Genomic DNA, 26,775 nt, shown 5'->3' on the forward strand with positions numbered 1-26,775 from the left:
ATCAGTTCCTCGTCACACTGACGGTGCAGACCACCAAGATCAACCCCACACTCACGCCGCCACCCAGATCGGCAACGTCACTGACGAACACCTACCCGCTGCTCGGCACCCCGAGCGACGCTCAACACCTCGTCGGCAGAGGCAGTACGGACGGCGGCCAAGTGATCGCTCCGCGGGACCGTGGAGTGGACGTAGCTCAAGGCATCTGTCGTGTGGGTGCCCGCGGTCTGCCTCCTGATCTCCAAGCCCAACCCTGGTCAGCCGACCGCACGGCAGCTGGGCTTCCGACGTGGACCGGTGGCGAAGCGCTCGGGCAGGCACGTGAAAAGGGCGACTTTCCCGTGTCGTGGACCCACGAAAGGGCCCGGCCTGGGAGCCGCCTACGGCTTACGCCGCCCGACTTACGAGGCGATCTGGCGTTGAAACAGGACGACAACGGCTTGAGCGTGTCCGATCTTCTCCCGTGGTGAACCGATTGGGACAGTGCATTATTCAATTCGGAGAACCGTGGCCGGGAGTACTCGATGCCCGAACGGGGGAGCGGGATTGTTCGCCTCGCGCCGGGAGGCTCGGGGGTGTGCGAGTGCCACGGTCGGCGGGCTGCCGGTGGCGGATGCGCCGAGACCAAGGACCGTATCGCCGGTTGGATGGTGATCGACGTCGGCGCACGGTGGTGGGGTGGGTGATTCCCAGCCCTGGGGTTTCTGTCGAGACTCTCGGTGATGGGTCACGCTTCAAGTCCAGGGAATCCGGGAGTTTCATCCTGGACCACGAGCACAACGGAGACTGGCAATGAACACAACCCCCGCACCCGGCGCGCCCGCTGACACACCCGTCGCCCCGCGACGGCTTGCGCTACGACGCGAATCGCTGCGCGAACTGACCACCGACGACCTGCGCCACATCGCTGGCGGACGGGTTTCCGCAGCGTGTACGTCTGGCACCACCAGCAAAACCGGCATCGTATAGGCCCACCATGAAAACCAACGCGACACCCGTCGCGCCTGTAAGTTCACCCCACCCTCCGACTGCCGGCGCTGCGCCGCGAATCGCTGCGCGAACTGACCACCGACGATCTGCGCCAGATCGCGGCCGGTAGAGGCGCGGGCGTGAGTAACTCTCTGACGCCAACGACAGGCGCTCACTGAGAACGACCGCCACGTCACGCTAGCCATTGGTACCGCAACCGTGCGCGATGAGCGGTCGGTGGCCGCTGACGGACGGGTCGACCAAGGCGCGGTCATTGCGGGTCCGCTGAGATCGCCGATCTACTGAGCTGTCGGCTTCCTTTTCCTAGATTCCGGAGTCATCGGAAGGTATCGCGGCGGCGCAGCAGGTCGACTGAGATCCGGTCCCGGTGGCGGTACAGCAGCGCCATCAGCGATATGTCTCCCGGCAGCAGGTCGTCGGTTCTCCTCTGACGCAGTGCGTTCGGGATTAGGTTCTGCTGGTCGTCAGGTTCGGGTGTCGGCATTCGGTTTCACTCGGGGATGGCTAGATCGAGGTGAGCGTGTGCTCTTGGCTCGCCGCGACGATGAGCGCCGAGGAGTCGACATCGGCGGTGAATAGCGTGACGCGCGCAAAGCGCCTCGACCCGTTACCGGATCGAGGCTCGCTTTCCGCGTGCTGTACCGGTACTGGCCGGTGGATCTGGGTCGGGGTGGACGGCTGCAGGCTGATCCACTCGCATATCTGCTAGTGAAAACTGGTCACCGCTGATCTTCCAATCATGCGAGAGTGGACCATGTCATGACCACCACCGCAGAGGCTGCTGGCACGACCGACTCGGTAACCACCGATCCCGGCCGGTCGAGGCTGTGCGGCTCACGGCGCGAGGCGACCGCCACCGCTGTGCGCCGAAGCGCCTGGCTCGCCTCGGTCGGCAGTGGACCGTGAACGGGCGGGGGTTGTTCCGCAAGGAGGCGTTGGAGTACCACGCCCGAGGTGGTCGGCCGGGCGAGCCTCTGCGCCCGGGGGACAATCATGGAGGGTTTCGTCGGGTCGCATCGCCGGGGCGCCGTCGGGTGCCGTTCGTGCCGCAGGCCGAGATGTCCGATTGCGGACCCGCCGCATTGGCGATGTCGCTGGCCGCATACGGCAAGTGGGTGCCGTTGCGGGAAGTACGAGAAGTGGTCGGCAACGGCCGGGACGGGGCCACGGCGGAGGCGCTGGTTTCCGCTGCCCGCCACTTTGGGTTACGCGCTCGCGGCGTTCAGGCCGAGGTCGATGAGCTCGGTCTGCTGCCGACGGGGTCGATCCTGTTCTGGGAACTCAACCATTTCGTGGTGCTCGGGGCGGTGCGGCGCCGCGGGGTGGACTTGGTGGACCCGGCCGTGGGGCGGGTCCGCCTCGGTTGGGCCCGGTTCGGCCGCGGGTATACCGGGGTAGCGTTGGAACTCGAACCCGGCGAGGAATTCGCGACCCGACGGCGCCCAGCGCAGCGAGGGCGGCTGCGCCGCCATGCGGGCGCACTGCTGACCCAACGGGGCCGGCTGGTCAAGGTCCTGGCCGCATCGATCGTGCTGCGGGTTCTGGCACTGGCGCTGCCCGTCCTGACCGGCATCGTGGTGGACAGGGTGATCCCCGGAAACGACCGCTCACTGCTCGCTGTGGCCGCGGCGGTGATGGCGATCATGACTGCCACGACGCTCGCCACGACGTGGCTGCGGGGACGGTTGCTGCTCGCTCTGCGCACGGTCGTGGACCTGCGTACCACCGTCGGGTTCCTCGATCACTTACTGGCCTTGCCCTACAGTTTCCACCTGCGCCGCTCCGCCGGGGATCTGATGATGCGGCTGCGCTCCAACACCGTGGTCCGCGAGATCCTCACCACCGGCGCGTTGTCGGCGATGCTCGACGGTGCGTTGGTCACGGGCTACCTGGTGTTGCTGGTGATCTTCTCGCCGCAGCTGGGCGTGTTGGTGGCAGGATTGGGTGCCGCCCAGGTGGCTGTGCTCCTCGCCAGCCGCGGCCGCAACCAGCGACTGACCGCCGAGGGGCTGCAAGCGGAGGCCAAGACCCAGGCCTACGCCTACCAGATCTTCTCCGGCGTGCAGACTCTGAAGACTTCCGGCGCCGAGGACCGCGCCATCGAAGCCTGGTCGAACCTGTTCGTCGACGAACTCAACGTCACGGTGCGCCGGGGTCGGCTCGCCGCCGGTGTCGAGGCGGCCCTGGCTGCTCTGCGGATGGGTTCTCCGCTTGCTGTCCTGAGTGTCGGAGCACTCTTGGTGCTGAACGGGCAGCTGAGCCTGGGCGAACTGCTCGCGCTGGCGGCGCTGGCCGCCGGGTTTCTGGAACCGCTGGCCGCTCTGGTCGCCACGGTGTCTCAGTTGCAACTGTTGGGCAGCTATCTGGACCGTATCGACGACGTATTGGACACCCCGCGCGAACAAGACGGCCACGCGGTGCGCCGCGCGCCGACCCTGCTCGGCGGCATCGTCGCCGAGCGTCTCGTCTTCGGCTACGCCCCCCTCGACGAACCGGTGATCCGCGATATCGGGCTCGACATCCAACCGGGCCAGACGGTGGCCATCGTCGGACGCTCGGGCTCCGGGAAGACCACCCTGGCGCACCTGCTGTTGGGACTGTACCCGCCGGACAGTGGGCGAATCCTGTTCGACGGGATCGACCTGGCAGCACTGGACTGCCGCAGTGTGCGCGCTCAGCTCGGCGTAGTTGTCCAAGACCCGTTCCTGTTCGGCGTGTCCGTCCGCCAGAACATCGCCTTCGCCCACCCCGCCGCCGAGTTGCACGAGGTGGAACAGGCTGCGCGGCTGGCGTGTATCCACGACGACATCACGGCGATGCCGATGGGGTACGACACGATGCTCGTCGACGGCGGCGCATCCCTGTCCGGCGGACAGAAGCAACGCCTCGCACTGGCCAGGGCCCTGCTGCACCAGCCCAAGATTCTGCTGCTCGATGAAGCCACCAGCCACTTGGACACCATCACCGAGGCAGCGGTGCACGACAACCTGAACACCCTGGGGTGCACCAGAATCGTGATCGCGCATCGGATGTCCACGATCCGTGGCGCCGACCGGATCATCGTCCTGGATGAGGGCACGATCGTCGAATCCGGCGGCCACGACGAACTGTTGGCCCGCGGCGGCGCATACGCCCGGCTGGTTGACGATCACACCGGTCGAAACCCCGACGACGGGAGTGATCACGTTGGCCGCTGAAAAAGCGCTCGTGCCGTCGGGCTTCTTCGTCATGCGCACCCCGTTGCTGCCGGTGGACGTGCTGGCCGGTTGGGGTACCGACGGGGCAGACCCGCGCGAGCGGCTGCGCAGTCTCGCCGCACGGCCGGAGGTCGCCGAAGCGCTGTGGTTGGCCTCCCCGGAACTGACGGCACGATGGCAGGAAAACACGACCACCGAGGGCCCGTTGGACCGTGTCGAGCGGGCGGTCGCGGCGTATCTGATCCGCGCAGCAACCCGCCCCACCCCATTCGGACTGTTCGCCGGCGTCGGGGTCGGGCGGCTGACCGGGCGGGACACGGCGCTGCACGTGCCGCCGCTGAGTTCGCTCCAGCGCCGGAGCCGACTGGACATGGGAGTGCTGGCCGCGGAGGCGGACCGGGTAGAATGCGATGCCGGCTCAACTGATGGCCTGCTGTTCTCGCCGAACACAAGTCTGTACCGGGCCGCGGGCCGCGTGCGGTTCGTCGAGGCCCGGATGACCGGCACCGTTCGGTCGCATCACCTGGTTGCGGTCGATGAGGACGACGCACTTACCGCGACCCTGCGGCGAGCGGTGGGCGGGGCCCGCCTTGAGGACCTGGCCGCCGAACTGGTTGACGACGACATCACCGTCGAGGACGCCCGGCACTACGTCCACGAATTGGTGGACGCCCGGATGCTGGTCTCCGACGCCCAACCTGCGGTCACTGGAACCGGTGATCCTGCGGCGGCACTCTGCGCCGCGCTGCACCGCTCACCGGCCACCGCGCCCGTGGCCGAGCGCTTCGATACCGTCCGCGCGCATCTGGCGGCGCTGGATCGAGATGGTCTCGGGCAACCGGTGAGTCGGTACACCACAATCGTGAGGGATATGCGCGAGCTGGTCCCCGACCTCGACCCGGCTCGGCTGGTGCAGGTCGATCTCGTAAAACCAAGCACCGGAATGACTCTCAGCCATCGGGTTGTCGACGAGCTCGCCCGGGCTGTCGCCCTGTTGCACCGCATCACGGCCTGGCGCCCGGACCCCATGCAAGAGTTCCGGACCGCGTTCGACACACGGTACGGCGGCGCCGAGGTCGGGCTGGCGCAGGTGCTCGACGAGGAGACCGGCATCGGCTACCACGGCTCGGCGCACCCCGACGCCGAGGAATCCCCGCTGTTGGCCGGCATCGATCTCGGGCTCGGGTCGGAACCCGCCCGCACGTGGAGTCGTCGTGACGGGGTACTGCTGGAGTTGCTGACCGATGCGCTCTCACGAGGCGCGGAATGCATCGATCTCGCCGACGCCGACATCCAGCAGCTGGCTGAGCCCGATCCGCTCCCGCTGCCCGACGCCCTGTCGATCATGGCGATCGTGCTGGGTGACCCCCAGACCGGGCAGCTGCTGGTGCGCGGCGTCGCCGGACCGTCCGGCGCAGCACTGCTCGGTCGCTTTTGCCACGGCGACGACGAGCTGACCGCGGCGGTCCGAGCGCATCTGGCAACGGAGCAGGCCCACCGCCCCGACACGGTGTTCGCCGAGGTCGTGCACCTGCCGGAGGGTCGGATCGGCAACATTTTGCGCCGGCCGGTGCTCCGCGAGTACGAGCTGACCTACCTGGGCCGCTCCGACGCCCCGGCGGAGCGGCAGTTGACGGTGGACGATCTCACCGTCCGGCTCGACGGCGACCGGGTGGTGCTGCGCTCGCGCCGACTCGACCGCGAAATCGTCCCGCGGCTGACCACCGCACACAACACCACCCACAACAGCCTCGGCATGTACCGATTCCTCGCCGACCTTCAGAATCAAGGCGTCGTCTCCTGGATGGCGTGGGACTGGGGCCCGCTCGCCGATGCGACATTTCTGCCGCGGGTCACAGCCGGACGGCTGGTGCTGGCCCGGGCCCGCTGGCGCCTGACCGCAACCGAGGTCGACGGGCTGCGCGATCACGACGACGTGGCCCGGCTGCGCGCCGCGCGCAAGCTCCCGCGCGTGTGCACCCTCGCCGAGTTCGACAACGAGCTGGTCGTCGACCTGGACAGCCCACCCTGGGTACACACCATGTTGCGCGCCTTGAACCGCGGCCAATCGGCCACGCTCATCGAAACTCTCGGCTTCCACGAACCCACCGCTGCCGGCCCCGACGGCAGATTCACCCACGAGCTGGTGGTGCCGTTTCTCCGGCCTCCCGCACCGGTGCCGTCGAAAACGCCGCCGTTGTCTCGGCGGGTCGGTTCGGTACCGCGGAACATTCCGCCGGGGTCGGACTGGCTCTACCTCAAGATCTATACCGGCACCACCGGCGCCGATGCTGTTCTGCGTACGCTCGGCCCACCGATCCGGGACGCAGTCGACGCTGGTTCGGCCACCCGATGGTTCTTCGTCCGCTACGCCGACCCCGATTGGCACATCCGTCTCCGACTCACCGGAAACCCCGAGGCGCTCCGTGAGCAGATCCAGCCCGCACTGTCGGAAGCGCTCGTACCGCTGATCGACAACGGGATGGTGTGGCGGGTCCAGCTCGACACCTACCAACGCGAAATCGAACGCTACGGCGGCAACGAGGGCATACTGCTCGCCGAGCAGGCATTCCACGCGGACAGCGCCGCCGCGCTCGGTATCGTCGAAATGCTCTCCGGCGACACCAGTCTCGACGCTCGCTGGCGACTGACCTTGGCCGGCACAGACCGCCTCCTCGACGACCTCGGCTTCGACCTGCCTTCTCGTGCCGCACTCGTGCGGCGGCAACGCGACGGGTTCGCCACCGAGTTCCCCGGCGGGCCAACACAGGCCCGGGAGCTGGGACGGCGATACCGCGCGGAACGAGCCGCCATCGAGCAACTGCTGGCTGCCGGCACTCAACACCCGCTCGCCGCTTGCCTGCGGTATTTCGATATCAGGTCGGAGTCGTTGCGGAGGATCGGCACCGAACTGCACGATCTCGACCACGCGGGTCGCCTCGGCGTACCGCTGGAAGCATGGGCCGCGAGCCTGGCCCACATGCACGCAAACAGGATGCTGCGCTCCGTCCACCGCGCCCAGGAACTGGTCATCCACGACCTGCTGGACCGACACTACCGTTCTCACCTCGCCCGATCGTCGCGTTGATCGAACCAGGTCAAGTCCCGTGAGGTGGTGTACGACGTCGTCGCGTGATTCCTCGCGTGATGGCCATGCGGTCAGAGCCGCGGGTGTCACCTCCTGAGTTGGTTCGGCAGTGGTGTCGGGCGTCTGGCCACCGCGAGCGCGGGCGGGGACGTCGAGTCCGAGGTAGCGGCGGACTTCGATCCATTCGTCGTGCTGCTCGGCCAGAACGGCTCCGACGAGCCGAATTAGGGCGGTGCGGTCGGGAAGAAGATCCCGACGACCCCGAACACCTATATCACCGAAGCGGCAATGACTTCGTGGTGCGTCTCGGTGCTGCCGAATAGCAGTGTGTCGCTCTTGGCCCGCCGAAAGTACCTGTTTAGGGGGTGTTCCCAGGTGAATCCGATGCCGCCGTGGATTTGGATGGATTCTTCGGCGGCGTAGGTGAAGGCCTCGGACGCCAGCACGTGCGCAATGCTCGCTGCAGTGGCTAGTTCGTCTGTTGGCCTTTCGTCGGCGTTCGCCGCGTCCAGTACTGCGGCGTGCGCCAGTTCGAGTGCCACCAGCATGTCGGTGAGTCGGTGCTTGATCGATTGGAAGGAGCCTATCGGTCGGCCGAACTGTTCCCGGGCCTTGGCGTACTCGACCGACATCTCCAGGCACGCCTCGGCGGCGCCCACCTGTTCGGAGGCCAGCGCCACGAGGGCTGACGCCTGCGCGCGGAGCAGCGTCGCATGCAGGTTCGCGCCGCCGACCCCCTGTGCATGGGCGTCGGCAAACTCGATCCGGGTCAGTGGGCGGGTGGTGTCCAGGGACTCGAGCGGGGTACGCACGACGCCGGGAGCAGCGCCGTCGATGACAGCTAGCTCGAGGCCATTCTCTCCGCGTGCGACAACGACGAGGAGATGTGCGCTGTCGCCATTGACCACGAATTCTTGTGTGCCCCGAAGAATCAGCCGGCTGTCACCGGATGGGGTGGCGGTAATCGGGGTGTCCGAGTACGGGTACCCGGCGACTAGGGTGGCGGTGCATTTTCCTGTTGCGATGGCGGGTAGATGTGCGGCGCGGCCCGCGTCCGAGGCGCATTCCGAGAGGGTGAGGCCGGCAAGACACACGGACGAGAAGTAGGGGGCGTCGGAGATGGTACGGCCGAGTTCGTGCATCACGACCGAGGTGTCTTTGAGGGTGCAACCGGCTCCACTGAAGCGCTCGGGGAAGGGGATCTCGGTCAAGCCGAGGCCGGTGAGCCCTTCCCACGGTGCTTGTCTCGTATCAGCGTTCTTCGTGAGGTAAGCGCGGACGCTGTCGCGAAGTTGTTCTTGTTCCTGGGTCAATTCGAGGGCCATGTTTGCTCCTAGCGCGGTTCTCTGGGCAGCCCGAGGCCGCGTTCGCCGATGATGTTTCGCTGGATCTCGTCGGACCCGCCGGCGATTCGGTAGCCCGGGGCGCCCAGGAGATGCTCGGTCCAGGCATAGGTGTTCGGGGTGCCCGTGTCGGCGAGGATGCGGGGTCCGAGGAATCGGGCCGCGGCGTCACCGATGCGTTTGAGATTTTGCGTCCACACGAGCTTGGCGATCGAGCCTTCGACTCCGGGGACATGTCCGGCGAGTTCCCGCTCGGCATGCCGGGCGTTGAATATTGCGGTGGCGCGTTCGTAGACGACGACTTGGGCGAGTGTCTGACGCACGTGGGGGTCGTCGGTGATGCAAAGTTGCCTGGCGAGCCGGATCAGGTCGGCTGCGCTGCCGCCGGCGGAGACGATTCCGCCGCTGGAGCTGCGTTCGAAACCGAGGGTGGTCAATGCGACGTTCCAACCGTCGCCGACGTCGCCGAGACGCAGCGAGTCAGGCAATTCGACGTCATTGAGGAACACCTCGTTGAACGTGGAACCGCCGGACATCTGGCGGATGGGCCGGGTTTCGATGCCTGGGGCGTCCATCGGTACCAGGAACGCCGTCATTCCGCGGTGCTTGGGTGCGGCGGGGTCGCTGCGCGCGATGAGTAGTCCCCACTCGGCGAATTGTGCGCCCGAACTCCACACCTTTTGACCGGTGATCTTCCAGCCGGTGTCGGTGCGAACTGCGCGGGTCGCGAGCGCGGCCAGGTCGGAGCCGGCGCCGGGTTCGGAGAACAGCTGGCAGCACAGTTCGTCGGCACGCAGGAACGGTTGCACGAATCGTTGTTTGTGTTCCTCGGTGCCGAGCAGGTGGATGGTCGGTGCGATCAGTTCCACAGTCACGAGGATGGTTTCGTGCCGCTCCGGGGCGCGGAACTGACGTTCGAGCTCGACGTAGATCCGTTCGTGGGACGCGGTCAGGCCCGGTCCGCCCCATTCGGGGCCCCAGGTGATCGCGCCGAACCCGGCATCGACGCGTGCGGATTGCCAGGCCTTGCCGCGGACGAGCAGTTCGCGCTCTTCGGCCTCTGTGCGGTTGTGGAAGATGGCGTAAGACTGCTCCGCGTCGTTTCCTGGCAGGTCGGTGTCGGTGGCCGGCAGATGCCGGTCCAACCGTTGCGATAGCCACGCGGTGGCGCGCTCGCCGAACGCGTCCAGGTCTTCCGGTGTTGCCAGTTCGCGCGTTGCGGTACTCATGGGTTCTTGCCGTTCGTCAGTGCGGTCATTCGTGCCTCGACCGCAGTCTTGGAGTCCGGATGCTCGGACAGCCGGACGGTGAAGGTCTGTTCGAGTTCGTAGCCGCGCTTGAGGTCCATACCCTCGCAGCCGTTCAACGATTGCTTCGCCAGGGTCAGTGCGTAGCGGCTCTTCGAGGCAATGGACCGTGCGCGGGTGAATGCGGTGTTCATGAGCGCGTTGTGGGGGACTACCTCGATCGGCGCGCCCCACCGCTCGAGGGTGTGTGCGTCGACGGCTTCTGCGGTGAAGAACAGTCGGCGCATTGCTTGCTGCGGCAGCATGCGGGCGGTGAAGCGGCCGCCGCCCAGGACCCCGACGTTCATTTCCGGCAGCCCGAACGTCGCCTTTTCCGAGGCCACCACGAGGTCGCACGATGCGGTCAGGCCAAGTCCGCTGCCTAGTGCCGGCCCGTTGACGGCGGCGATGACGGGGATCGAGCAGTCGATGAGGTTGAACATCGCGCGGCGGACGTTGCGCATCTGTAGTTCACCGCTCGTCGTGTCCATGGTGCGGAAGTCGTTGAGGTCGTTGCCCGCGCAGAACACGTGACCGCGTCCTGTGAGCACGGCGACGTTGACTGTCGGATCGTCCGACAGCCGGTCGAAGGCCTCGGCGAGTTCGCCGTACATTTGGTGGTCGAGTGCATTGACCTTGCCGCGGGCGAGTTCGACCAGGGCGATCCCTGGTTCGGGTTGGGAGATGAGAATGTGCTCGGTCATGTCGTCCTCACTTCTCATGCGCCGCATGAAGGCTGACGCCGACCATCTGCGGCGTGAGGTTGGTGCGGTTGCGGGTCCAGTCTCGGAGCGCGAACTTCTGGATCTTGCCGCTCGCGGTCTTGGGTAGAACGTCCACCACGAAGACGCTCTCGGGGATTTTCTGTTTGGCGACCTCGCGACCGGTCAGGAACTCGTGGACGTCTTCGAGGGTGAGGTCCTGCGCGTGGTGGGTGACGACGAAGGCGCAGCCCCGTTCACCGGTCGTCGCGTCCGGCCCGGCGACGACGGCGACCTCGCTGACGGCGGGGTGCTCGCTGAGCAGGTTTTCCACCTCGTGAGTGCTGATCTTCTCGCCGGAGCGGTTGATGATGTCCTTGATTCGACCCTCGATGTGGATTGCGCCGGTTTCGTCGAACCGCGCGAGGTCACCGGATCGGAAGAAGCCGTCGTCGGTGAACGCCGCGGCGTTGAGTGAGGAGTCGAGGTACCCGAGGAAGGTGTCGGGGCCGCGCCACAGGACTTCGCCGACGGAGCCGGGCGCGACAGGGCGCTCGGCGGGGTCGACGATGATCACCTCGGTGGGCGCCAAGACTCGACCGTCGGTTCGGGTGCGTAATTGCGGTGTGTCCCAACGATTGCCTGCTGTGACGGACGGCCCTTCGGTGGCGCCGTACATGCGGACGACGGTGCCGAGCCGATCGGTGGCCCGGCGGGTCAGTTCGTCCGGCATGTCAGCGCCGCCGCACACGATGTACCTGATCGACGGAGTCGGGCGACCCGCCGAGACCGCCGCGTCGAGCAACCCTTGCAGAAACGGTGTGGAGAAGATCATGAAGCTGGCGTCGTCGCGGGCAATCTTGTCGAGCGCGGCGGCTGGATCCCACTGATCGTGCAGCACGACCGGCGCCCCGAGCAGGAACGGCAGTGTCAAGGCGCAGTTCACCCCGGTCACGTGCGTGACCGGCGACGGGTTGAAGATGACGTCGTTCTCGTTGAGGCCGAACAACTCGATCATCGAGAGGTTCTCGAACACGAGCGTGTTGTGGCTGTGCAGCGCGCCCTTCGGATCCGCGGTCGTCCCAGAGGTGTACAGCAGCAGGCAGACCTGATCCGGATCCGGCTCTTGCAGTGCGGCAACCACCTTCGCGGCTTCAGCCGGGGCATCGCCTAGCAGCTCCTTCCATGTGGTCATCCGCTCGTCGGTGCTGCGCTCGTCACGGTCGCCGAGGACGACGACCTTCTTCACGTGCGGCAAGTCGTCGAGTAGCTGGTCATACATGGCGGCGTAGTCGAATCCTCGGTAGGTCGCGGGAATGAAGACGGCCGACGCCTGCGCCTGCCCGAGGATGAACCGCAGCTCGCGCCCTCGGTAGATCGGGACTATGGGGTTGGCGACGGCGCCGAGCTTCATGATCGCCTGGTAGATGATGACCGCTTCGGCCCGATTGGGGAGCTGGAACGAAACCACGTCGTCGGCACCGATCCCGACCGAATGCAGCGCCGCAGCGAGCGTGGTCGCGTCGCGGTCGACGTCGGCGAAGGTCAGGCGTGTGTCGCCGTCGATCACGGCCACTGCATCGGGGAACAGCGACGCGGCGCGTGTCAAGTAGTGCCCGATCGGCTGATCACGCCAGTGCCCTGACTCTCGGTAGGAATGGACAAGGTCGGGCGTCGGTGGGCGCGTCGGCCACATCTTTACCTCCGGGAGATTATTGCGTTCGGATGTTGAGTGGGTGCCACGGGTTGACTGGTGTCACGCTAGCCACTTTCCCTAAATATGTACAGAGTTTGTCGATTCGCGCTCCGGCCTGGGTAGGGTTTGTACGCATGGCGGCTATGCACCGAACTGTCGACGAGTACACCGGGGACGCAATGACGAAGGACGATGCCCATCGCGCAACGGGCAGGGTCCCGAAAATGTCCGAGCGCATCGCGAACCAGATAGCGGACAAGATCCTCGGGGGCGGCATCGAGGCCGGTGACCGACTGTCGACCGAGAAGGAAATGGTCGCCGAGTACGGCGTGGCGCGCACGACTGTGCGCGAAGCCCTCCGCCTACTCGAGAGCCGGGGCCTGGTCACCATTCGGGCCGGTGTCGGCGGCGGCCCAGTCGCGTGCCGGCCGCAATTCGAATCACTGGGCAACACCATGAAACTGTTCCTGCAGCTCGAAGGTGCAAATCTCAGCGACGTCATCGACACCCGGCTCACCCTGGAACCGGTGGTCGCGCAACAGGCCACGCCTCGAATTACAGACGGCCAACTGGACGAATTGCAGGCAGCGCTCGACAGCATGCGGACACAGCCCGACGACTACGACAACTTTATCGAGAAGAACGCGCTGTTCCACACCACCATCTACACCGCGTCCGGAAACCCGGTGCTGCGCATCCTCATGGAAACGCTGCTACTGCTGGTACGCGATGCGGAACCCACACGGCACCCTGAGATCACCCGCACCGCCGCCGTCGAAGCGCAGCAGCTGGTGCTCAATGCCATGCGCTCCCGAAATGCCTCCGCCGCAGGAGAGGCGATGGAGGCCTTCGTCCACGACACCGCGAAGTACTACCGTAAGCGCCTTGCACACATCATCTCCGAGCCCGTGCACTGGCAGCTCTAGCGGCTGCATCCCCAAGTTTTCGAAAACATGTACAGATTTAGCGGCCGCGCGGTTATGGTGTGAAAAGCGCTCGCAGGATATGACTCACCCCCCGCCTACGGTGAGCGCACCTTCGGTCCACACTCTCCGCACAGAAATGAGACGTTCGTGGCGACCCACACGAATTCCACCTCGCGCACCCCTACCCTCGAGCAAACTAGGCGCCGCGGCGTTCTCGCCGCCGCCGTCGGCACCATCGTCGAGTACTACGACCTCACCGTCTACGCCTACCTGGCCGTGGTCGTCAGCCCACTGTTCTTCCCCGGCAACGATCCCACCGCCGCATTGCTCGCCAGCCTCGCCGTATTCGCGTCGGCCTACCTCATGCGCCCCATCGGCGGCATCTTCTTCGGCCGCCTCGGTGACCGGCACGGACGCAAGCGCGCCCTGCTGGTGTCCGTACTGCTGATGGGGGTCGGCAGCCTCCTCATGGCATGCCTGCCGACGTACGCGTCCGCGGGCATCGCCGCGCCGATCCTGCTGGTCCTCGCGCGTCTGGTGCAGGGCTTCTCAGCAGGCGGTGAACTCGGCGGAGCATTGACGTACGTCTATGAGACCGTCGGGGAAAAACGTAAGGGCCTCGGCGCCTCGTTCGTCGCACTCGGCAGCAACGGTGGTTTCGCGCTCGCCGCGATTGCGGTCGGGACCGTGTCAGCGCTCACCACTGAACCGCAGATGACCAGCTGGGGCTGGCGGATCCCGTTCCTGCTGGGCGTCCCCCTCCTGCTCTTCTGCCTGTGGACCCGGACCCGCATCGACGACACCGCACAGTTCGAGAATGCCGCGGCTACGGACGACCTGGCGAAGTCACCGTTCGCCGAACTCATCCGCACACACCCCAAGCAGGTTCTGCAGGTGTTCGGGCTCGGCGTGGCACAGAACGCCACCGGCTACATGGTGCTCACCTACATCGGCATTCACCTGGTCCGCCAAGGCGGATTCGATCGGACCGCGGTCACCTGGACGACCGCGCTCATCATCGTGCTGATCGCGCTGTTGATGCCGGTCGCCGGTCTACTCGTCGACAGATTCGGCAGCGTCCCGGTCGCGGCAGCCGGACTGATCGGATCCGGCATCCTTGCTTACCCTGCCATGTCCCTGATGGGCGGTCACGGGCTGGTCGTCGCGGGCGTGGCCTTCTTCGTCTTTGCGCTCGGCACCCCGCTCATCCAGGTCGCCACGGCACCACTGTTCCCGTCGCTGTTCAACTCTCGCGTCAGGCTCACCGGCGTCGCTCTGGGCTTCAACCTGGCGACGATCGCGACCGGCGGAACGGCGGCGTACATCGCCACCTGGCTGATCGACCGGACCGGGAGCGCCTTGTCGCCGGCATACTTTCTCGCAGGATCGTGCCTCATCGGGTTGCTGACGCTACTCAGCATCCGAACTGCAACCTACGGCGGCGTCCGCCGCGAGTCCGCCTCCCACACGGAAGCCGCTGCGTCCGTCGCACGTCGCTGATGTCGTCCACCCGAATGACATTTCCGAACGCTGCGTCTTTGCGACACTTACTACAGGGATCGTCCGTCTCTACCGTGGCGGGGTGACGTGAAGGGGGCAACCATGGCCCTGGCAGTGCGTACATCGCGTGTCGTGCGCGGCATCGCCGCCGCTTCCAGCGCAGTCCTCGCGTCCTTCGGTATCGCGTTGTCCGTGACGTCAACTGCGCACGCTGCGCCAACCGACGTGCAGTTCTTTCTTCCGACATATGGTGTTACGGCTGCTCCGCCCTACATGTTGTCGTCGGCCGTCGGTGGATGGGTCATCGCGCAGACCGACCTTGAAAAACCGGGGATGACGCGATTTGTAAGCGATGACGCCAACTATTGCTTCTGCAGTATCCAGTGGCGAAACCTATCGACGGGGAAGACCGGCATAACGCAGGTGGCACCTCGAAGCATGCTGAATCGGGGGTATGTACGGACAGGTCCGGGAGTGCTCGTCGCCTCAGTCGGGATTCCCGGGACTCCGAGCTTCACGTTGCTGCCGGGTGCCGGGGTGTGGACGGTTCCGTAGATCGCTGTCGCCGCCCTATGACAACATCCTCCGCATGAGTCCGATCGTTGACCCGCAGGATGAATCTGCGCTCTACCTCGCTGCCTCACCGCACACCCGCGAGCAGGTACTCGCCAGGCCGTGCCCCGTTCCAGCGACTGCTGGTGTCTACGGCTGGTGGTTCCGCAAATTGCCGGCCGCGATCGACACCTCGGGGTGCGCGACGCGGGACGGGCTCACGCTGCTCTACACCGGCATCAGTCCGAGAAAGCCGCCGACCAACGGCAAGGCTCCTAGTACGCAGAACATCCGGAAGCGAATCAAGACCCACCACACCGGTAACGCTGCCGGGTCGACACTCCGCCTCACGCTCGGTTGCCTGGTCGCGGACGAGGTCGGGATCGAGTTGCGCCGTGTCGGATCCGGTAAGCGGTATACCTTCCACATCGGGGAGACGCTGCTGTCGAAGTGGATGGCCGAGAACGCCCTCGTCTCGTGGATCGCGCATGAGGAACCGTGGGACCTTGAGGATCGGTTGATTGCGAGCTTGGACGTTCCGCTCAACCTGGACGGCAACTCGCGTAACTCCTTCTATCTCCAGTTGAAGGCTGCGCGTGCCGCTGCGAAGCGCCGGGCAGATGATCTGCCAGTCCTTCCGAACCCCGGCGTGGGCGGGCGGTAATCGAGGTTCGATCGGGTTTCATCCAAGTGTTGCGACCCAAGGTTCTCGTCAAAGGTTCTGGTAGACCATAGATATGGACAGTGTGGCGGAGATTCGTGGTGATGGACTTGTACGCGACGGTGTTCCTCACTGAGAAACTGCGATTCAGGAGCGTACGCCGGCTTGCGCCGTTCAAGCTGGCGATTCAGCGCCGTATCGAGGGGCGTTTCCTGTCGGCCTTCGATGATCAGCTCGAGGCGGCGTAGGTCGAAGTTCTCGATCGCGATGTCTTCGCGGGTGGGTCGCGCGGGTAACGCGACGATCTTGCGGGACTCTATGTGCACGGCGGGGCTGTTGAGCGATTCGACGCACGTTAATGCGCCATCGCGGAAGCGGAGAACGGAGAACTTTCCGTTCGGGGGGTTGCCATGGACAACGGAGCCATCTTGTTTGCCGGGGATGCCGACGATCTGGTGTTTATGGGCCCCTGTTGAATCCAGAACCAGGGGACCTGGTGATATTCGGTGGGTGTGCCGCTCAGTGTGCGGGCCAGTGCTCGGGCGTGGTCGACTGCGTTGTGGACTGATTCGAGCCGTGTCGGGGCACCGGCGTGGGTGCAGGAGAAGTGGGCGCAGTCGCCTATGGCCCAACTGTGCGCGTCGCTGGTGCGTAGGTAGGGATCGACCGCAATCCCGTTGAGGTTTGAAAGTCGGCCGCTGTGGCGAGTTCGGTGTTCGGATCGACCCCGATTCCGATCACGACTATGTCGGAAGGGTAGCGTTCGCCGCTCCGGCCGATTGCGGCACAGACGCGGGAGTTGTCGCCCTCGATCGCCTCGCCGAAGACGAGGCGGATCCCGGCGGATGCGTGCGCGTATGCGAAGTGTTGGGACACTCCTCGGATAGGACACGCGCCATGGGACGCTGCCCATGCTCGATCACGGTCGGCGGCCAAGATCATCGGTGAGAACGCCGACGTGGACCGCTTCCACTCGAAGGAGGCGTTCGCTCGACACAGTGGTACCGTGCCGTTACCGGTGTGGTCGTCGATCTGTGCTCGACATCGTCTCTCGCGCAGCGGGAACCGGCAGCGCAATGCAGCCATCCACCGGATCGCGCTCACTCAGGCCCGCTGCAAGATGATGCACGCCTACTCTTGGCCCGCCGCAATGCCAGTAGTGACGGCGGACTGGAGACGCTCCGCTTTCTCAACGCAGGCTCTCAGACGTCGTCTTTCGTGCCATGTTCGCCGACCAATCACTGTCAGTAACCATCGTCGCTGCTTGACAGCGGAGCTAGGGGCAGTCCTCCCATCGGCCCGTTATGGGCGGCGTTGTGAGAAGTAGATGGATCGGAGGGTGGTGGCAATCTGGGGGTCGCAGTCAGGCATCGAGATGACGTCGGCCAGAACTTCGAAGTATCGGGCCGCTGTCATGCCGTATCGGACGAAAATATCTTCCGTGGGCATCTTTCCGTAGGGCGCCCATGCCTGTGCGAAACGTATGAGATCAATGCTTTCGCTTGGTAGCTGACAGTATCGCGCTCGGCGTAGTTCGTCGGATATTCGTGCGCGGCGCTGGCGGCGGTAGGCTTTCAGCTGGTCGGTGATGGAATCTGCGGACAAGGGTGTGTGGTTTCCGGTGGGAGTGCTGCGTTCGGGATTTTCCGAACGGCTAGTCGATTTCGGTTGTTCGGACATGATCGTTTCCTTTTCGCCCGCATCTCGGCCTGCTTGGTGATGAGAATCGTGCCGAGCAGAGATGCACGCTGAGGGTCCTAGTCGATCGCGTGCCAACTCTTGTTTTCCGCGGTGTGTCCCATTGGGGTTGTCGGCAGCGAGAATTGATGCTCGCTCTGCTTAATCGGGGATTGCTGGTCTTGAGGCGTCCAACTTGTGCTGGCAGAGTGTGATGATGCGTTGCCGGTCCGGTGGGTCCAAGCGTGGGCACGGTGGTGTCAGTAGGAGTGTGAGGAGTCTGCGGTAGTACATCGTTGGCTGCAGTCCGAACTCCGGCAAGATGTACTCGTCGAAGTCGGGGAGGGTGTAGTCGTTTACTGCAACTGTTGGGGCCCACCGTAGGGCGAATTCGACGAGTCGGTGATCGTCTCGGGTGCCGTGTCCGGGCACAGAGCCTGGGGTGTGTGCTGGCCCGTTCACTGTAGGTCCGAGGGGTCGAATCCGTCTTCCAGCCGCTGCCGGACGGTGGCGAGGTAGCGGGCGGCGTCGGCGCCGTCGACGATGCGGTGGTCGTAGGACAGTGACAGGTACGCCATCGACTTCACGTTGATCTGGAGTGCGCCGCCGTCGCCGCGGGTGGGGACGAGGCGTTCGACGACGGTTCCGATTCCCAGGATGGCGGATTGGGGTTGGTTGATGATCGGGGTGTCGAAGAGTGCCCCGCGGCTGCCGGTGTTGGTGATGGTGAACGTGCCACCGGAGAGGTCGTCGGGGCGGATCGTTCCGGTCCGCACACTGGCGGCGGAGTCGGCGACAGCCCGGGCAAGTTCCGGGATAGGCAACGTATCGGCGTCGCGGATGACGGGCACCATCAGCCCCTTGTCGCTGTCGACGGCCATCCCGAGGTGCACTGCCCCGTGGTAGGTCACCTCGGTGCAGTCAGCGTCGAGCGAGGAGTTGATCACCGGATGCTCGGCGAGCGCGTCGACCGCGGCGGCGACGAAGAACGGCAGGAACGACAGCTTCACCCCGGTCCGGCGGTGGAAGTCTTCCTTCTCCCGGTTGCGCAGCCGGGAGATCTCGGTGACGTCGACCTCGAGGACGGTGGTCAATTGTGCTGATGTCTGCAGAGATTCGAGCATCCGCTGTGCGATGGTTCGCCGAATCCGGGGCAGCTTTTCCACCCGGTCGCCCGCGGCTGACAGTGCAGCAGCCTCCGGGGTAGTCGGGTTCGATACAGGTGCACGTGCCGGAGCAGAAGTGGCGGCTGTCGGTGCAGGCGCGGGAGTTGCCTCGGCAGCGGGTGCCGGCGTGTCCTGGGTATCACGGCCTTGTGCGCTGAGGACGGCAAGTGCCGCGCCGACCTCGACGACAGCGTCTTCCGTGGCGATGATCTCGAGGAGGGTGCCTGCGGCAGGGGAGGGGACCTCGGTGTCGACTTTGTCGGTGGCCACCTCGAGCAATGGTTCATCCTGCTCGATGTGGTCGCCTGGGGTTTTGAGCCAGCGGGTGATCGTGGCTTCGGTGACGTTCTCACCGAGCGACGGCAGCACCACTGTGGTGCCTGTCTGTGTCGTGGTCATTCTGGGTCTTCCTGGGTTAGTCGACGAGGTCGAGCGCGGTGCGGACGATGCTGTCGGTGTCGATGCCGTGGTAGCGGTAGACGTCGTCGAGGGAACCGACCTGCCCGAATTTGCTGACACCGAGCGCGGCGCCGGGGACGTGGTTGATCCCGGTCAGGAACGCGAGGGTGTGCGGGTGGCCGTCGAGGACGGTGACCATCGGCGCCGCCCGGCCGCCGGGGAACACCTGGTCGAGGATCCAGGACGGGCCGTCGGCGAGGCCGCGGCGGGCCTGCACCGCCTCGAACAACAGTCCGGGGCTGGTCACGCACACGACGTCCGCGGCGATGCCCTGCTCGGCCAACCGGTCCGCGGCGGTGAGGGTTTCGGTGATCATCGCACCCATGCCGACCAGGGTGACCGCCGGATTTTCGCGGTGCCGGAGGGTGTACGCGCCGGCGACCACCTGACGGCGGCGACGCTCCCGGGCGGCGGGATCGGTGGGGACGGCGGCGAGGGTCTGGTCGACCGGGCGGGTCGAGAGCCGCAGATACGACGAGGAGCCGTCCGGGCGGCCCAGGCGGGAGATGCTGTCGAGCAGCGTCCACTCGACGTCGATCGCGAACGCCGGCTCGTAACTCACACACCCGGGCTGCTCGAGGCCGATCGAGGGGGTCTTGATCGACTGATGCGCCCCACCCTCCGCGGCGAGGGTGACCCCGGACGGGGTGCCGACCAGGATCGACTGGCCGCCCGCATAGATGCCGTACGACCACGGCTCGAGGGCGCGTTCGACGAACGGGTCGTACATCACCCCGATCGGGAAGAGCGGTTGTCCCCACCGGCTCCAGGTGGCACCGAGCTCACCGATCAGTCCGACCAGGTTGGTTTCGGCGATGCCGAGTTCCATGTGCTGCCCGGTGGGCTTTTCCCGCCAGTGCATGATCGTCTCGGCGTCGTCGTCGAACCAGTTGCGGCGCTCGTTGGGTGACCACACCCCCACCTTGTTCAGCCACCCCGCCAGGTTGGTGGTGGAGCTGACGTCGGGGCTGACGGTGACCACCCGTTTCGCCGCGTCCGGGGCCTGGCGGGACAGGTCCAGCAGCACCCGCCCCAGTGCGGCCTGGGTGGTGGACGTCCCTGTCGGGGTGCGGCCGATGTCGGCCGGGACCGCGGGCGGGGTGGCCAGGTCGACGGGGTCACGGGTGAGCCATTCGGCGGAGGCGGCGCAGACGCGCCCGGCGGTGCTGTCGGCGTCGAACCGGGCCCAGGGGTTGTTCGGGTCCATGCCCAGTTCCGCGGCGAGCTGTTCGTACTGTTCCACGGTCAGCAGCGACGAGTGATTCTGCGGATGCCCCTGCGTCGGCAGGCCGCGACCCTTGATCGTGTAGGCGATGATCACCGTGGGGCGGGTGTCGTCGATTTGCGCGTAGGCGGCGCGGAGGGCGTCGAGGTCGTGGCCGCCGAGGTTGCGGATCGCGTTGAGGAGGGTGTCGTCGTCGAGGCCGGCGATCAGCGACGCGATCGCGGCGGCGTCGGGGCCGTCCCCGGGCAGCCGCACCCGCACCTGCTCGGCGTCGCAGCGCAGCAGCCGCTGGTATTCGGGGTTGGGCATGTCCAGGATCCGGGTCCGCAGCGCCGTACCACCGGCCTGGGTAAACAGCGACTCGAGCAGGGTCCCGAATTTCACGGTGATCACCTGCCACCCGGCGGCGGAGAACATGGCCTCGAGCCGACCGGCGGCGATGTTGGGCACCACCCGGTCCAGGGACTGCCGGTTCAGGTCGACGATCCACACGATCTCGCCGAGTTCGGACACGGAGGTGTCGAGGATCGCCTCCCACACCGCGCCCTCGTCCAGTTCGGCGTCACCGACGAGCGAGTACTGGCGGCCCGTGCCGGCGCCGCCGATGGTGGTGTCGACGTAGCGGCGGGCGATGGCACCCCAGATCGGGGCCGTCGCCCCGATGCCGACCGAACCGGTCGAATAGTCCACCGGATCAGGATCTTTCGACCGGCTCGGGTAGGACTGCAGGCCACCGAATTCCCGCAGCGTCGTCAGATACTTCTCGTCCAGCTCCCCGAGCAGGTAGTTGATGCCGTGCAGCACCGGCGACGCGTGGGGTTTCACCGACACCCGGTCACCCGGCCGGAGCTGCTCGAACCACAACGACGTCATGATCGAGACCATCGACGCACACGACGCCTGATGGCCACCCACCTTCAACCCCGTCGGGTTCGGGCGAACCCGGTTGGCGTGGTGGATCATCGCGGTCGACAACCAGAGCACCCGGCGTTCGATCTCGCGGAGCACCTCAGGGGTCGGTGATTGTTCAGAAGGGGCGTGGAGATCAATCGTGCGAGTGCCGTTCATCATGTCCGTCCTTGCTGTGAGATCCTGGCGCTAACGTTGATCAGCATGCTCAGGGTGTGAGCGAGGCAAATCGTGTGGCAAAGGGAGCCGGACTTGGATGAGGCCGGTCCTGTCGATGACAGCGTTTCGAGCTACCCATCGCGAGGTGCGTTCCGGATGCGGAACTAGAGACAGTCCACCATCCGCATGTGCTTTCGGCAATACCGCTCGCAGAACTTGCGCATTCTGCGAATCATCGCCCACACAAGTGCAGTTGGGGGTTGGCAATATGCCCACCGGGAGCACTGTCGACTCCATCGACGCCTAGATCCTCAAGGCACTGACCGAGGATTCGCGGGCCACCGTCATCGCGTTGGCCGACATGGCCAGCCTGTCCCCCCGAAACACCGTGCAGGCCCGCTCGGCGAGCTCGAAAAACAGGGTGTGCTTCACCCGTTCGAACGCCGAATCGGACCTGGTCGCCCTCGGATACCCGCTGACCGCGTTCATCCTGACCGGTGTCACGCAGCGGAAGCCGACGCCCATCGCGGAGTCGCTGGACGGCATCCTGAGGTGGTCGAGGTGCACGGGACGCAGCGGTGTCACAGACATTCTCATCCACGTGGTGGCCTGCTCGCCCCATCGAGTCGAGGATCCGGCCCGCAATGCGGTAGAAGTCCGATGCGCCAGCTCGCTTACCGGCTGAACTCTCCGCTGGCATAGCTCGTCGACGGCCGTGACCGCGGCGGCGGCTCAAAGTGCTCACCGACGGTCTCGGAAAAGTCTCTGTCGCAGGCAGTCTGCTGAAGTAGTCACGGAGCGATTGGGGATCCGCCTTGGTTGATGCTGAATGCTCGTTCGCGTTTCCCGACCCGTAGTCGACCATCCTCAGATCTCTAGGATGCGCGACAGGCAGCGACGTCGCACTCCGGATTACCGCCTCGCCGAGTCGCTCCCAGCGCTTTCGATTGCCACAGTGGATTCCCGTAAGCGTCCTGGCCCGTCTGCCAGCCCAATACATGACACACCGCCTCACCCAACGCTCCCCGGAAAGTGGCAGCGGAGCTCAGTCAGTGGTGCGCTGGCTCGAAGAACTCGGTGTCGACTGCGTGTTCGGCATCCCTGGGGAGCCATTTTGCCGGTATACGGCCCGCTGCTCGAATCGACCCGCATCCGACATGTTCTTGTCCGGCAGGAGCAAGCCGACGGCCATGCCGCCACAGGATATGTGCAGGACGCTGGTAACGGCGGCGTCCACATGGCCACCTCCGGCCCCGGCGCCACCAATCTCGTGACCCCGGCTCGACGCACAGATGCACTCTGTTCCCCGCGTCGCGATCACCGGCCAAGTCTCCCGCGACCTCATCGGCACCGATGCCTTGTAAGACGCTGACATCCGCGGCATCACCATGCCAATCACCAAGCACAACTTCCTGATCACCGACCCGGCCGACTTCCCACGCACCCTCGCCGATGCCGTCCACATCGCCTCCAGCGGACGCCCGGGGCGGCACTCGTCGACATCGTGAAAGACGTTCTGCAGGCTGCAACCACGCTCTCGTGGCCACCAGAGAAGCACCTGCCCGGCTATCGACCACCTAACGTGCCGTCGCCCAAACAGATCCGTGCCGCAGCCACCATGATCGGCGAAGCCGAGAGACCTGTTCTCCACGGTGGCGGCGTGATCAAGGCAGATGCCGCGCGCAAACTATGTCCCACGCGGTGCCGGGCGCCACCGACCGTGCAACAGCGCGGAAGATCTCAGCCGTTGATCATGTTTTGCAGTGAACTCCACTCCGCCTCACGCAGTTCGTTCTTGCGGATCTTTCCGGTTGAAGTTCTGGGAAGATCGTCGACGAACTCGACCGATCGTGGTGCCTTGTATGACGCGATACGTGATTTCACGTGTGCGATGACCTCGGCCTCGTCGATGTGCGCTCCACTGGCAGTCATCACGAACGCTTTTGGCCGTTCGCCCCACTTGTCGTCAGGTGCCCCCACGACGGCGGCTTCGAGTATCGCCGGATGTGACAGAATAGCTTGCTCTACCTCGATCGTCGAAATATTCTCTCCCCCGGAGATCACCACGTCCTTCGCACGGTCGAGAAGTTGCACGTATCCGTCGGGATGCATGACGCCCAGGTCACCTGAGTGGAACCAGCCACCCTCGGTTGCCTTCCGCGTGCCCTCCTCGTCGTCGTAATAGCCTTTCATCACAGTATTGCCGCGCATGACGATCTCGCCCATCTCTGTGCCGTCTGCGGCCACGTCGGTCAACTCGCCCGCCGGTGAAAGCCCGGGACGCACAACCCGCAGCCGCTCGGCAGTGATCGTGCCGACACCCTGGCGCGCCGTGAGTTTCGCGTGGACCTCGACATCCAGCTCGTCCCACTCGGGCTTGGGTTCACAGACGGAGTAGGGTCCGTAGGTTTCAGTGAGGCCGTAGATGTGCACTATCGATGCGCCCAGAGCGCGGATCCTGGCGATGATGGTGGGGCTGGGTGGCGCACCTCCATTGCTGATGGTCAACGGTGTTGTGAGGAGATGGGCCTGCTCAGCGTGGGCCAGGAGGGTCAGAACTGTCGGTGCTCCGTTGAGGTGTGAAATCTGGTGCTCGTCGATCAGCGACCACATGCTGTCGGCGCGCACCGCCCGGTAGCAGACGTGTGTACCGAGCGCGGCAGTGACCGCCCAGGTCGTGCACCATCCGTTGCAATGGAACATCGGCAGGGTCCACAGATACTTGGTGGTCTTACCAAATCCTGAATGTAGGATTCCGCCGAGCGAGTTGAGGTAGGCGCCGCGATGGGAGTACATGACTCCTTTGGGACGGCCCGTGGTGCCGGAGGTGTAGTTGATTGCTATCGTGCGGTTCTCGTCGTCTATCTCCCAGCGTAGATCGTCGTCCTGGCCGCGAGTGAGCAGCGAGTCATAGCTGTGAAGTTCGTTAGGTGCGGTGAAAAGGCCTTCCACCGTGGGTAGTTCGATCCACTCGTTGACGGTGGCGAAATCTAGTCCGGCGTCGAGCACCGGCTTCAGTAGCTCGATTTCACCGAAGAGCAGGTGCACACCAGCATGCCCGCAGATGTATTCGATCTCGGCCGCTGACAAGCGTGTGTTGATCGCGACGAGTACACCGCGTGCGAGGGGGACGGCGTAATGGGCGATGAGCAGCTCGGCGGAGTTGGTGGCCAGATATGCGACCCGTTCGCCATCCGTGATACCGGAAGATCGAAGTGCTTTTGCGAGGGCCTGTACTGCGGCGCCGAATTCACGGTAGGTCCATCGGCGCTCGCCGTCGAGGATTGCGATTTTGTCGGGCATGACCTCGACTGCACGTTCGAGGAAGCGAATGGGTGTCAATGGAATGTCGAGACCGGTCACGGATCCTCCAGGTGAAGCAGCGCTTCATACGAAGCGCTGGGCGGGTCGGGTGCTTGTTGCGAGTTTGCGGCGGCGACTACGTCGATGCCTCGAGGGAAGTGGAGTTCCTGCGCCGGCGTTAAATTCGCGCCCACTGTTTTCGTCCCCCAGCCGCGGTTCGAGGCAGTCAGAGCGACGCGGCGGTCTTGTAGGCCGGATTGCGGACAGTCGGCGTCAGGTCGAGCGCGCAGGCCGATGTCGGGTCCTGACCACCCGGCCATCCGCACACCATGACCGTGGTGAATCCAAGGTGAGTGAGGATGGAAGTGATGGATCCCTGTGCCAGTTCGTGTCCCTGAACCGTGTACTGGTTGGCGGGCCGCGGGTTCGACCGCAAGTAGACGATGATCCCGCCTTCTGTGGCGATTTGGGCTCGACGGGTCTCGAACTCATGTCGGCACCCGCAGTCGGATACGAGCGGATCGCGGTGCGAACATTCGAAGACGATGTACACCGTCGGAGCTGCCGCAGGCGTTGTCGAACCGATGAAGGCCGTGTGGTGGGCGCCGGTCAGTTCGTCGTCGAAGTCGACTACGCGCATGGACCTGTCTGGAACGTCCACAATCCGTGTAGCAGTATGGCGAACCCGCCCAACGTGGCCGTCGCCGTGATGTAGGCGGTAGTGCACCACATCCTGGAGCTGCACCACTGGAACGCGCTGAACCCGGGCGAATGCCGCGAGTTCGGTGCCCTGCAGCAGGGTTCCATCGTCACTCAGCAACGTGGCCGTCAGCGCTACTGGCGGAAGTCCGGCGATTTCGCACAGGTCGACCGCCGATTCCGCACTGTTTCGGTGCTCGATCACTCCGCGTGGAGCTGTTCTCAACGGCAGGATGTGTCCCGGCCGCGTCAGATCCACTGGGCGGGTCTGCGGGCTGGCGAGCACCCGAGCGGTCCGCGACCGGTCTGTCGCACTGATACCGGTTCCGACGCCGGCAGTGGCGTCCACACCTATACCGAAGGCCGGAGTTGTTGCGCTGAAGCCGTTGCCCCGCACCATTGCGGGCAGTTCCAGCTCGTCTGCCCGGGTCGAGCGCATCGCCGCACACAACAGTCCGGAGGTGTATCGAACTGCCCATGCGGTCCACCGTGGGCTGGCGAGGGCGGCGGGAATCAGCACATCGGCGACTTCCTGATCGTCAGCTCCGCTGACGATCAGTACCGGCGCTCCGGTGGTCAACGCGTTTGTCGCGGATTGGATTCTTTTTTTCAGATCACAGACGTCGGTCATCACGATTCCTCACCGATCACGAGTGTGCGAAAACGGCTGTCATGAAAGACAAGGGGTTTCGCTGTCTCATTTACCGCGGTGCTGTTGACCTCCAGAAGTACAACATCGTGGTCCCCGGCGGGGATCGACGTTGAGATCCTGCAATCGAACCATGCTGCGGCGTCGGCTAGGAACACTGCAGTGGATTCGCCTGCAAACCAGGAGATCCCGGCGAACCGATCGGTGTTCTTGGCCGCGATCTGGCGACTCGCTGCTTCGTGCGTCGATGCCAGGACCGAGATACCGAGATGGCCGTCCTTCGACAGAGTCGGCCACGTCGTCGAAGTGTGCTGCACGCAGATCGACACCAACGCCGGGTCCATGGACACTGGTGTGAACGAGGTAGCTACGATTCCCACCGGTCGTCCCTCCTGGAGCGCGCACACTGCCGCGACGCCAGTCGGGTACTGCCCGTACAGTCGGCGGAGCCTGGTGGTATCCCGTTCCGAGTCACCTGTCTTTACTGGATCGAAAGTCATCATGGCGTACCGCCTTGGCTGAGTGGTGAATTGATCTGCTCATTGAACACACTGCATCGCTCACGGAGGTCGCCCTCCGAGTGGTGGAG

The 26,775-nt window shown here is 65.2% G+C and carries 18 protein-coding genes and 2 pseudogenes; 8 read left to right on the top strand and 12 right to left on the bottom strand.

All coding sequences use genetic code 11. The features are described from left to right. Window positions 1-1,306: 1,306 nt before the first annotated feature. Window positions 1,307-1,474 (bottom strand): hypothetical protein, encoded by a 168-nt coding sequence (locus tag G9373_RS23565; RefSeq protein ID WP_166680782.1) that lies wholly within the window; start codon window positions 1,472-1,474, stop codon window positions 1,307-1,309. Between the two features lie 559 nt (window positions 1,475-2,033). On the opposite strand from G9373_RS23565, the gene G9373_RS23570 reads away from it, so the two are divergent. Then, window positions 2,034-4,187 carry a peptidase domain-containing ABC transporter gene (locus G9373_RS23570; protein WP_283335947.1) on the top strand — a complete coding sequence of 718 codons (2,154 nt, stop codon included), beginning with the start codon at window positions 2,034-2,036 and terminating at the stop codon, window positions 4,185-4,187. Next, window positions 4,132-7,275: a lantibiotic dehydratase gene (locus G9373_RS23575; protein ID WP_167117033.1), complete on the top strand. Its 3,144-nt coding sequence runs from the start codon at window positions 4,132-4,134 to the stop codon at window positions 7,273-7,275. The genes G9373_RS23570 and G9373_RS23575 overlap by 56 nt, the downstream gene beginning before the upstream one ends. Before the next feature lie 269 nt (window positions 7,276-7,544). Here the strand turns inward: G9373_RS23575 and G9373_RS23580 are convergent, their stop codons facing one another. From G9373_RS23580 to G9373_RS23595, 4 genes are read right to left on the bottom strand one after another with little or no spacing between them, the layout of a single operon-like run. After that, complete coding sequence (locus G9373_RS23580; protein ID WP_167117036.1) at window positions 7,545-8,600, bottom strand: acyl-CoA dehydrogenase; 1,056 nt, start codon at window positions 8,598-8,600, stop codon at window positions 7,545-7,547. Between the two features lie 8 nt (window positions 8,601-8,608). Next, window positions 8,609-9,847 carry an acyl-CoA dehydrogenase family protein gene (locus G9373_RS23585; protein WP_133987651.1) on the bottom strand — a complete coding sequence of 413 codons (1,239 nt, stop codon included), beginning with the start codon at window positions 9,845-9,847 and terminating at the stop codon, window positions 8,609-8,611. Next, complete coding sequence (locus tag G9373_RS23590) at window positions 9,844-10,608, bottom strand: enoyl-CoA hydratase-related protein (protein ID WP_133987650.1); 765 nt, start codon at window positions 10,606-10,608, stop codon at window positions 9,844-9,846. Before G9373_RS23590 ends, G9373_RS23585 begins: the two co-directional genes overlap by 4 nt. A 7-nt stretch (window positions 10,609-10,615) precedes the next feature. Continuing rightward, entirely contained in the window at window positions 10,616-12,214 is a 1,599-nt protein-coding gene (locus G9373_RS23595; RefSeq protein WP_133987649.1) for an AMP-binding protein, read from the bottom strand. A 311-nt stretch (window positions 12,215-12,525) separates the two neighbouring features. On the opposite strand from G9373_RS23595, the gene G9373_RS23600 reads away from it, so the two are divergent. From G9373_RS23600 to G9373_RS46645, 5 genes and pseudogenes are all read left to right on the top strand, one after another. After that, window positions 12,526-13,227, top strand: coding sequence for an FCD domain-containing protein (locus G9373_RS23600; RefSeq protein WP_240960692.1), 702 nt, complete (start codon window positions 12,526-12,528; stop codon window positions 13,225-13,227). Window positions 13,228-13,374: 147 nt separating this feature from the next. Beyond that, window positions 13,375-14,727, top strand: a complete 1,353-nt coding sequence (locus tag G9373_RS23605; protein ID WP_133987647.1) for an MFS transporter — start codon at window positions 13,375-13,377, stop codon at window positions 14,725-14,727. 589 nt (window positions 14,728-15,316) lie between these two features. After that, window positions 15,317-15,943, top strand: a complete 627-nt coding sequence (locus G9373_RS23610; protein WP_166680779.1) for a GIY-YIG nuclease family protein — start codon at window positions 15,317-15,319, stop codon at window positions 15,941-15,943. Window positions 15,944-16,044: 101 nt separating this feature from the next. Further along, window positions 16,045-16,188, top strand: coding sequence for a hypothetical protein (locus G9373_RS23615; RefSeq protein ID WP_166680717.1), 144 nt, complete (start codon window positions 16,045-16,047; stop codon window positions 16,186-16,188). Between the two features lie 677 nt (window positions 16,189-16,865). Then, a pseudogene (locus tag G9373_RS46645) lies at window positions 16,866-17,054 on the top strand (transposase); the annotation flags it as partial. 188 nt (window positions 17,055-17,242) lie between these two features. Here the strand turns inward: G9373_RS46645 and G9373_RS23630 are convergent. The 4 genes from G9373_RS23630 to G9373_RS23645 all read right to left on the bottom strand — a co-directional run bounded on the left by G9373_RS23630 (window position 17,243) and on the right by G9373_RS23645 (window position 22,126). Further along, entirely contained in the window at window positions 17,243-17,620 is a 378-nt protein-coding gene (locus tag G9373_RS23630) for a hypothetical protein (protein WP_133987644.1), read from the bottom strand. Between the two features lie 455 nt (window positions 17,621-18,075). Then, window positions 18,076-19,182 carry a 2-oxo acid dehydrogenase subunit E2 gene (locus G9373_RS23635; protein ID WP_167117045.1) on the bottom strand — a complete coding sequence of 369 codons (1,107 nt, stop codon included), beginning with the start codon at window positions 19,180-19,182 and terminating at the stop codon, window positions 18,076-18,078. Window positions 19,183-19,198: 16 nt separating this feature from the next. Then, window positions 19,199-21,535, bottom strand: a complete 2,337-nt coding sequence (locus G9373_RS23640; protein ID WP_133988072.1) for a transketolase C-terminal domain-containing protein — start codon at window positions 21,533-21,535, stop codon at window positions 19,199-19,201. 303 nt (window positions 21,536-21,838) lie between these two features. Then, window positions 21,839-22,126 (bottom strand): hypothetical protein, encoded by a 288-nt coding sequence (locus G9373_RS23645; RefSeq protein WP_133987642.1) that lies wholly within the window; start codon window positions 22,124-22,126, stop codon window positions 21,839-21,841. Window positions 22,127-22,533: 407 nt separating this feature from the next. Here G9373_RS23645 and G9373_RS23650 point away from each other — a divergent pair. Continuing rightward, window positions 22,534-23,225 (top strand): annotated as a pseudogene (locus tag G9373_RS23650) (thiamine pyrophosphate-binding protein); the annotation flags it as partial. A gap of 50 nt (window positions 23,226-23,275) precedes the next feature. Here G9373_RS23650 and G9373_RS23655 read toward each other — a convergent pair. From G9373_RS23655 to G9373_RS23665, 3 genes are all read right to left on the bottom strand, one after another. Beyond that, window positions 23,276-24,898, bottom strand: a complete 1,623-nt coding sequence (locus tag G9373_RS23655; RefSeq protein ID WP_133987641.1) for an AMP-binding protein — start codon at window positions 24,896-24,898, stop codon at window positions 23,276-23,278. Window positions 24,899-25,064: 166 nt separating this feature from the next. Further along, a complete protein-coding gene (locus tag G9373_RS23660; protein WP_167117048.1) occupies window positions 25,065-26,168 on the bottom strand; it encodes a 3,4-dihydroxy-2-butanone-4-phosphate synthase in 1,104 nt (367 codons plus the stop codon). After that, complete coding sequence (locus G9373_RS23665) at window positions 26,168-26,689, bottom strand: flavin reductase family protein (RefSeq protein ID WP_095869587.1); 522 nt, start codon at window positions 26,687-26,689, stop codon at window positions 26,168-26,170. The genes G9373_RS23660 and G9373_RS23665 overlap by 1 nt, the downstream gene beginning before the upstream one ends. Window positions 26,690-26,775: the final 86 nt, after the last annotated feature.

Origin of the sequence: Rhodococcus sp. A14, assembly GCF_011603105.1 — a bacterium.
Taxonomy (GTDB): domain Bacteria; phylum Actinomycetota; class Actinomycetes; order Mycobacteriales; family Mycobacteriaceae; genus Rhodococcus_F; species Rhodococcus_F opacus.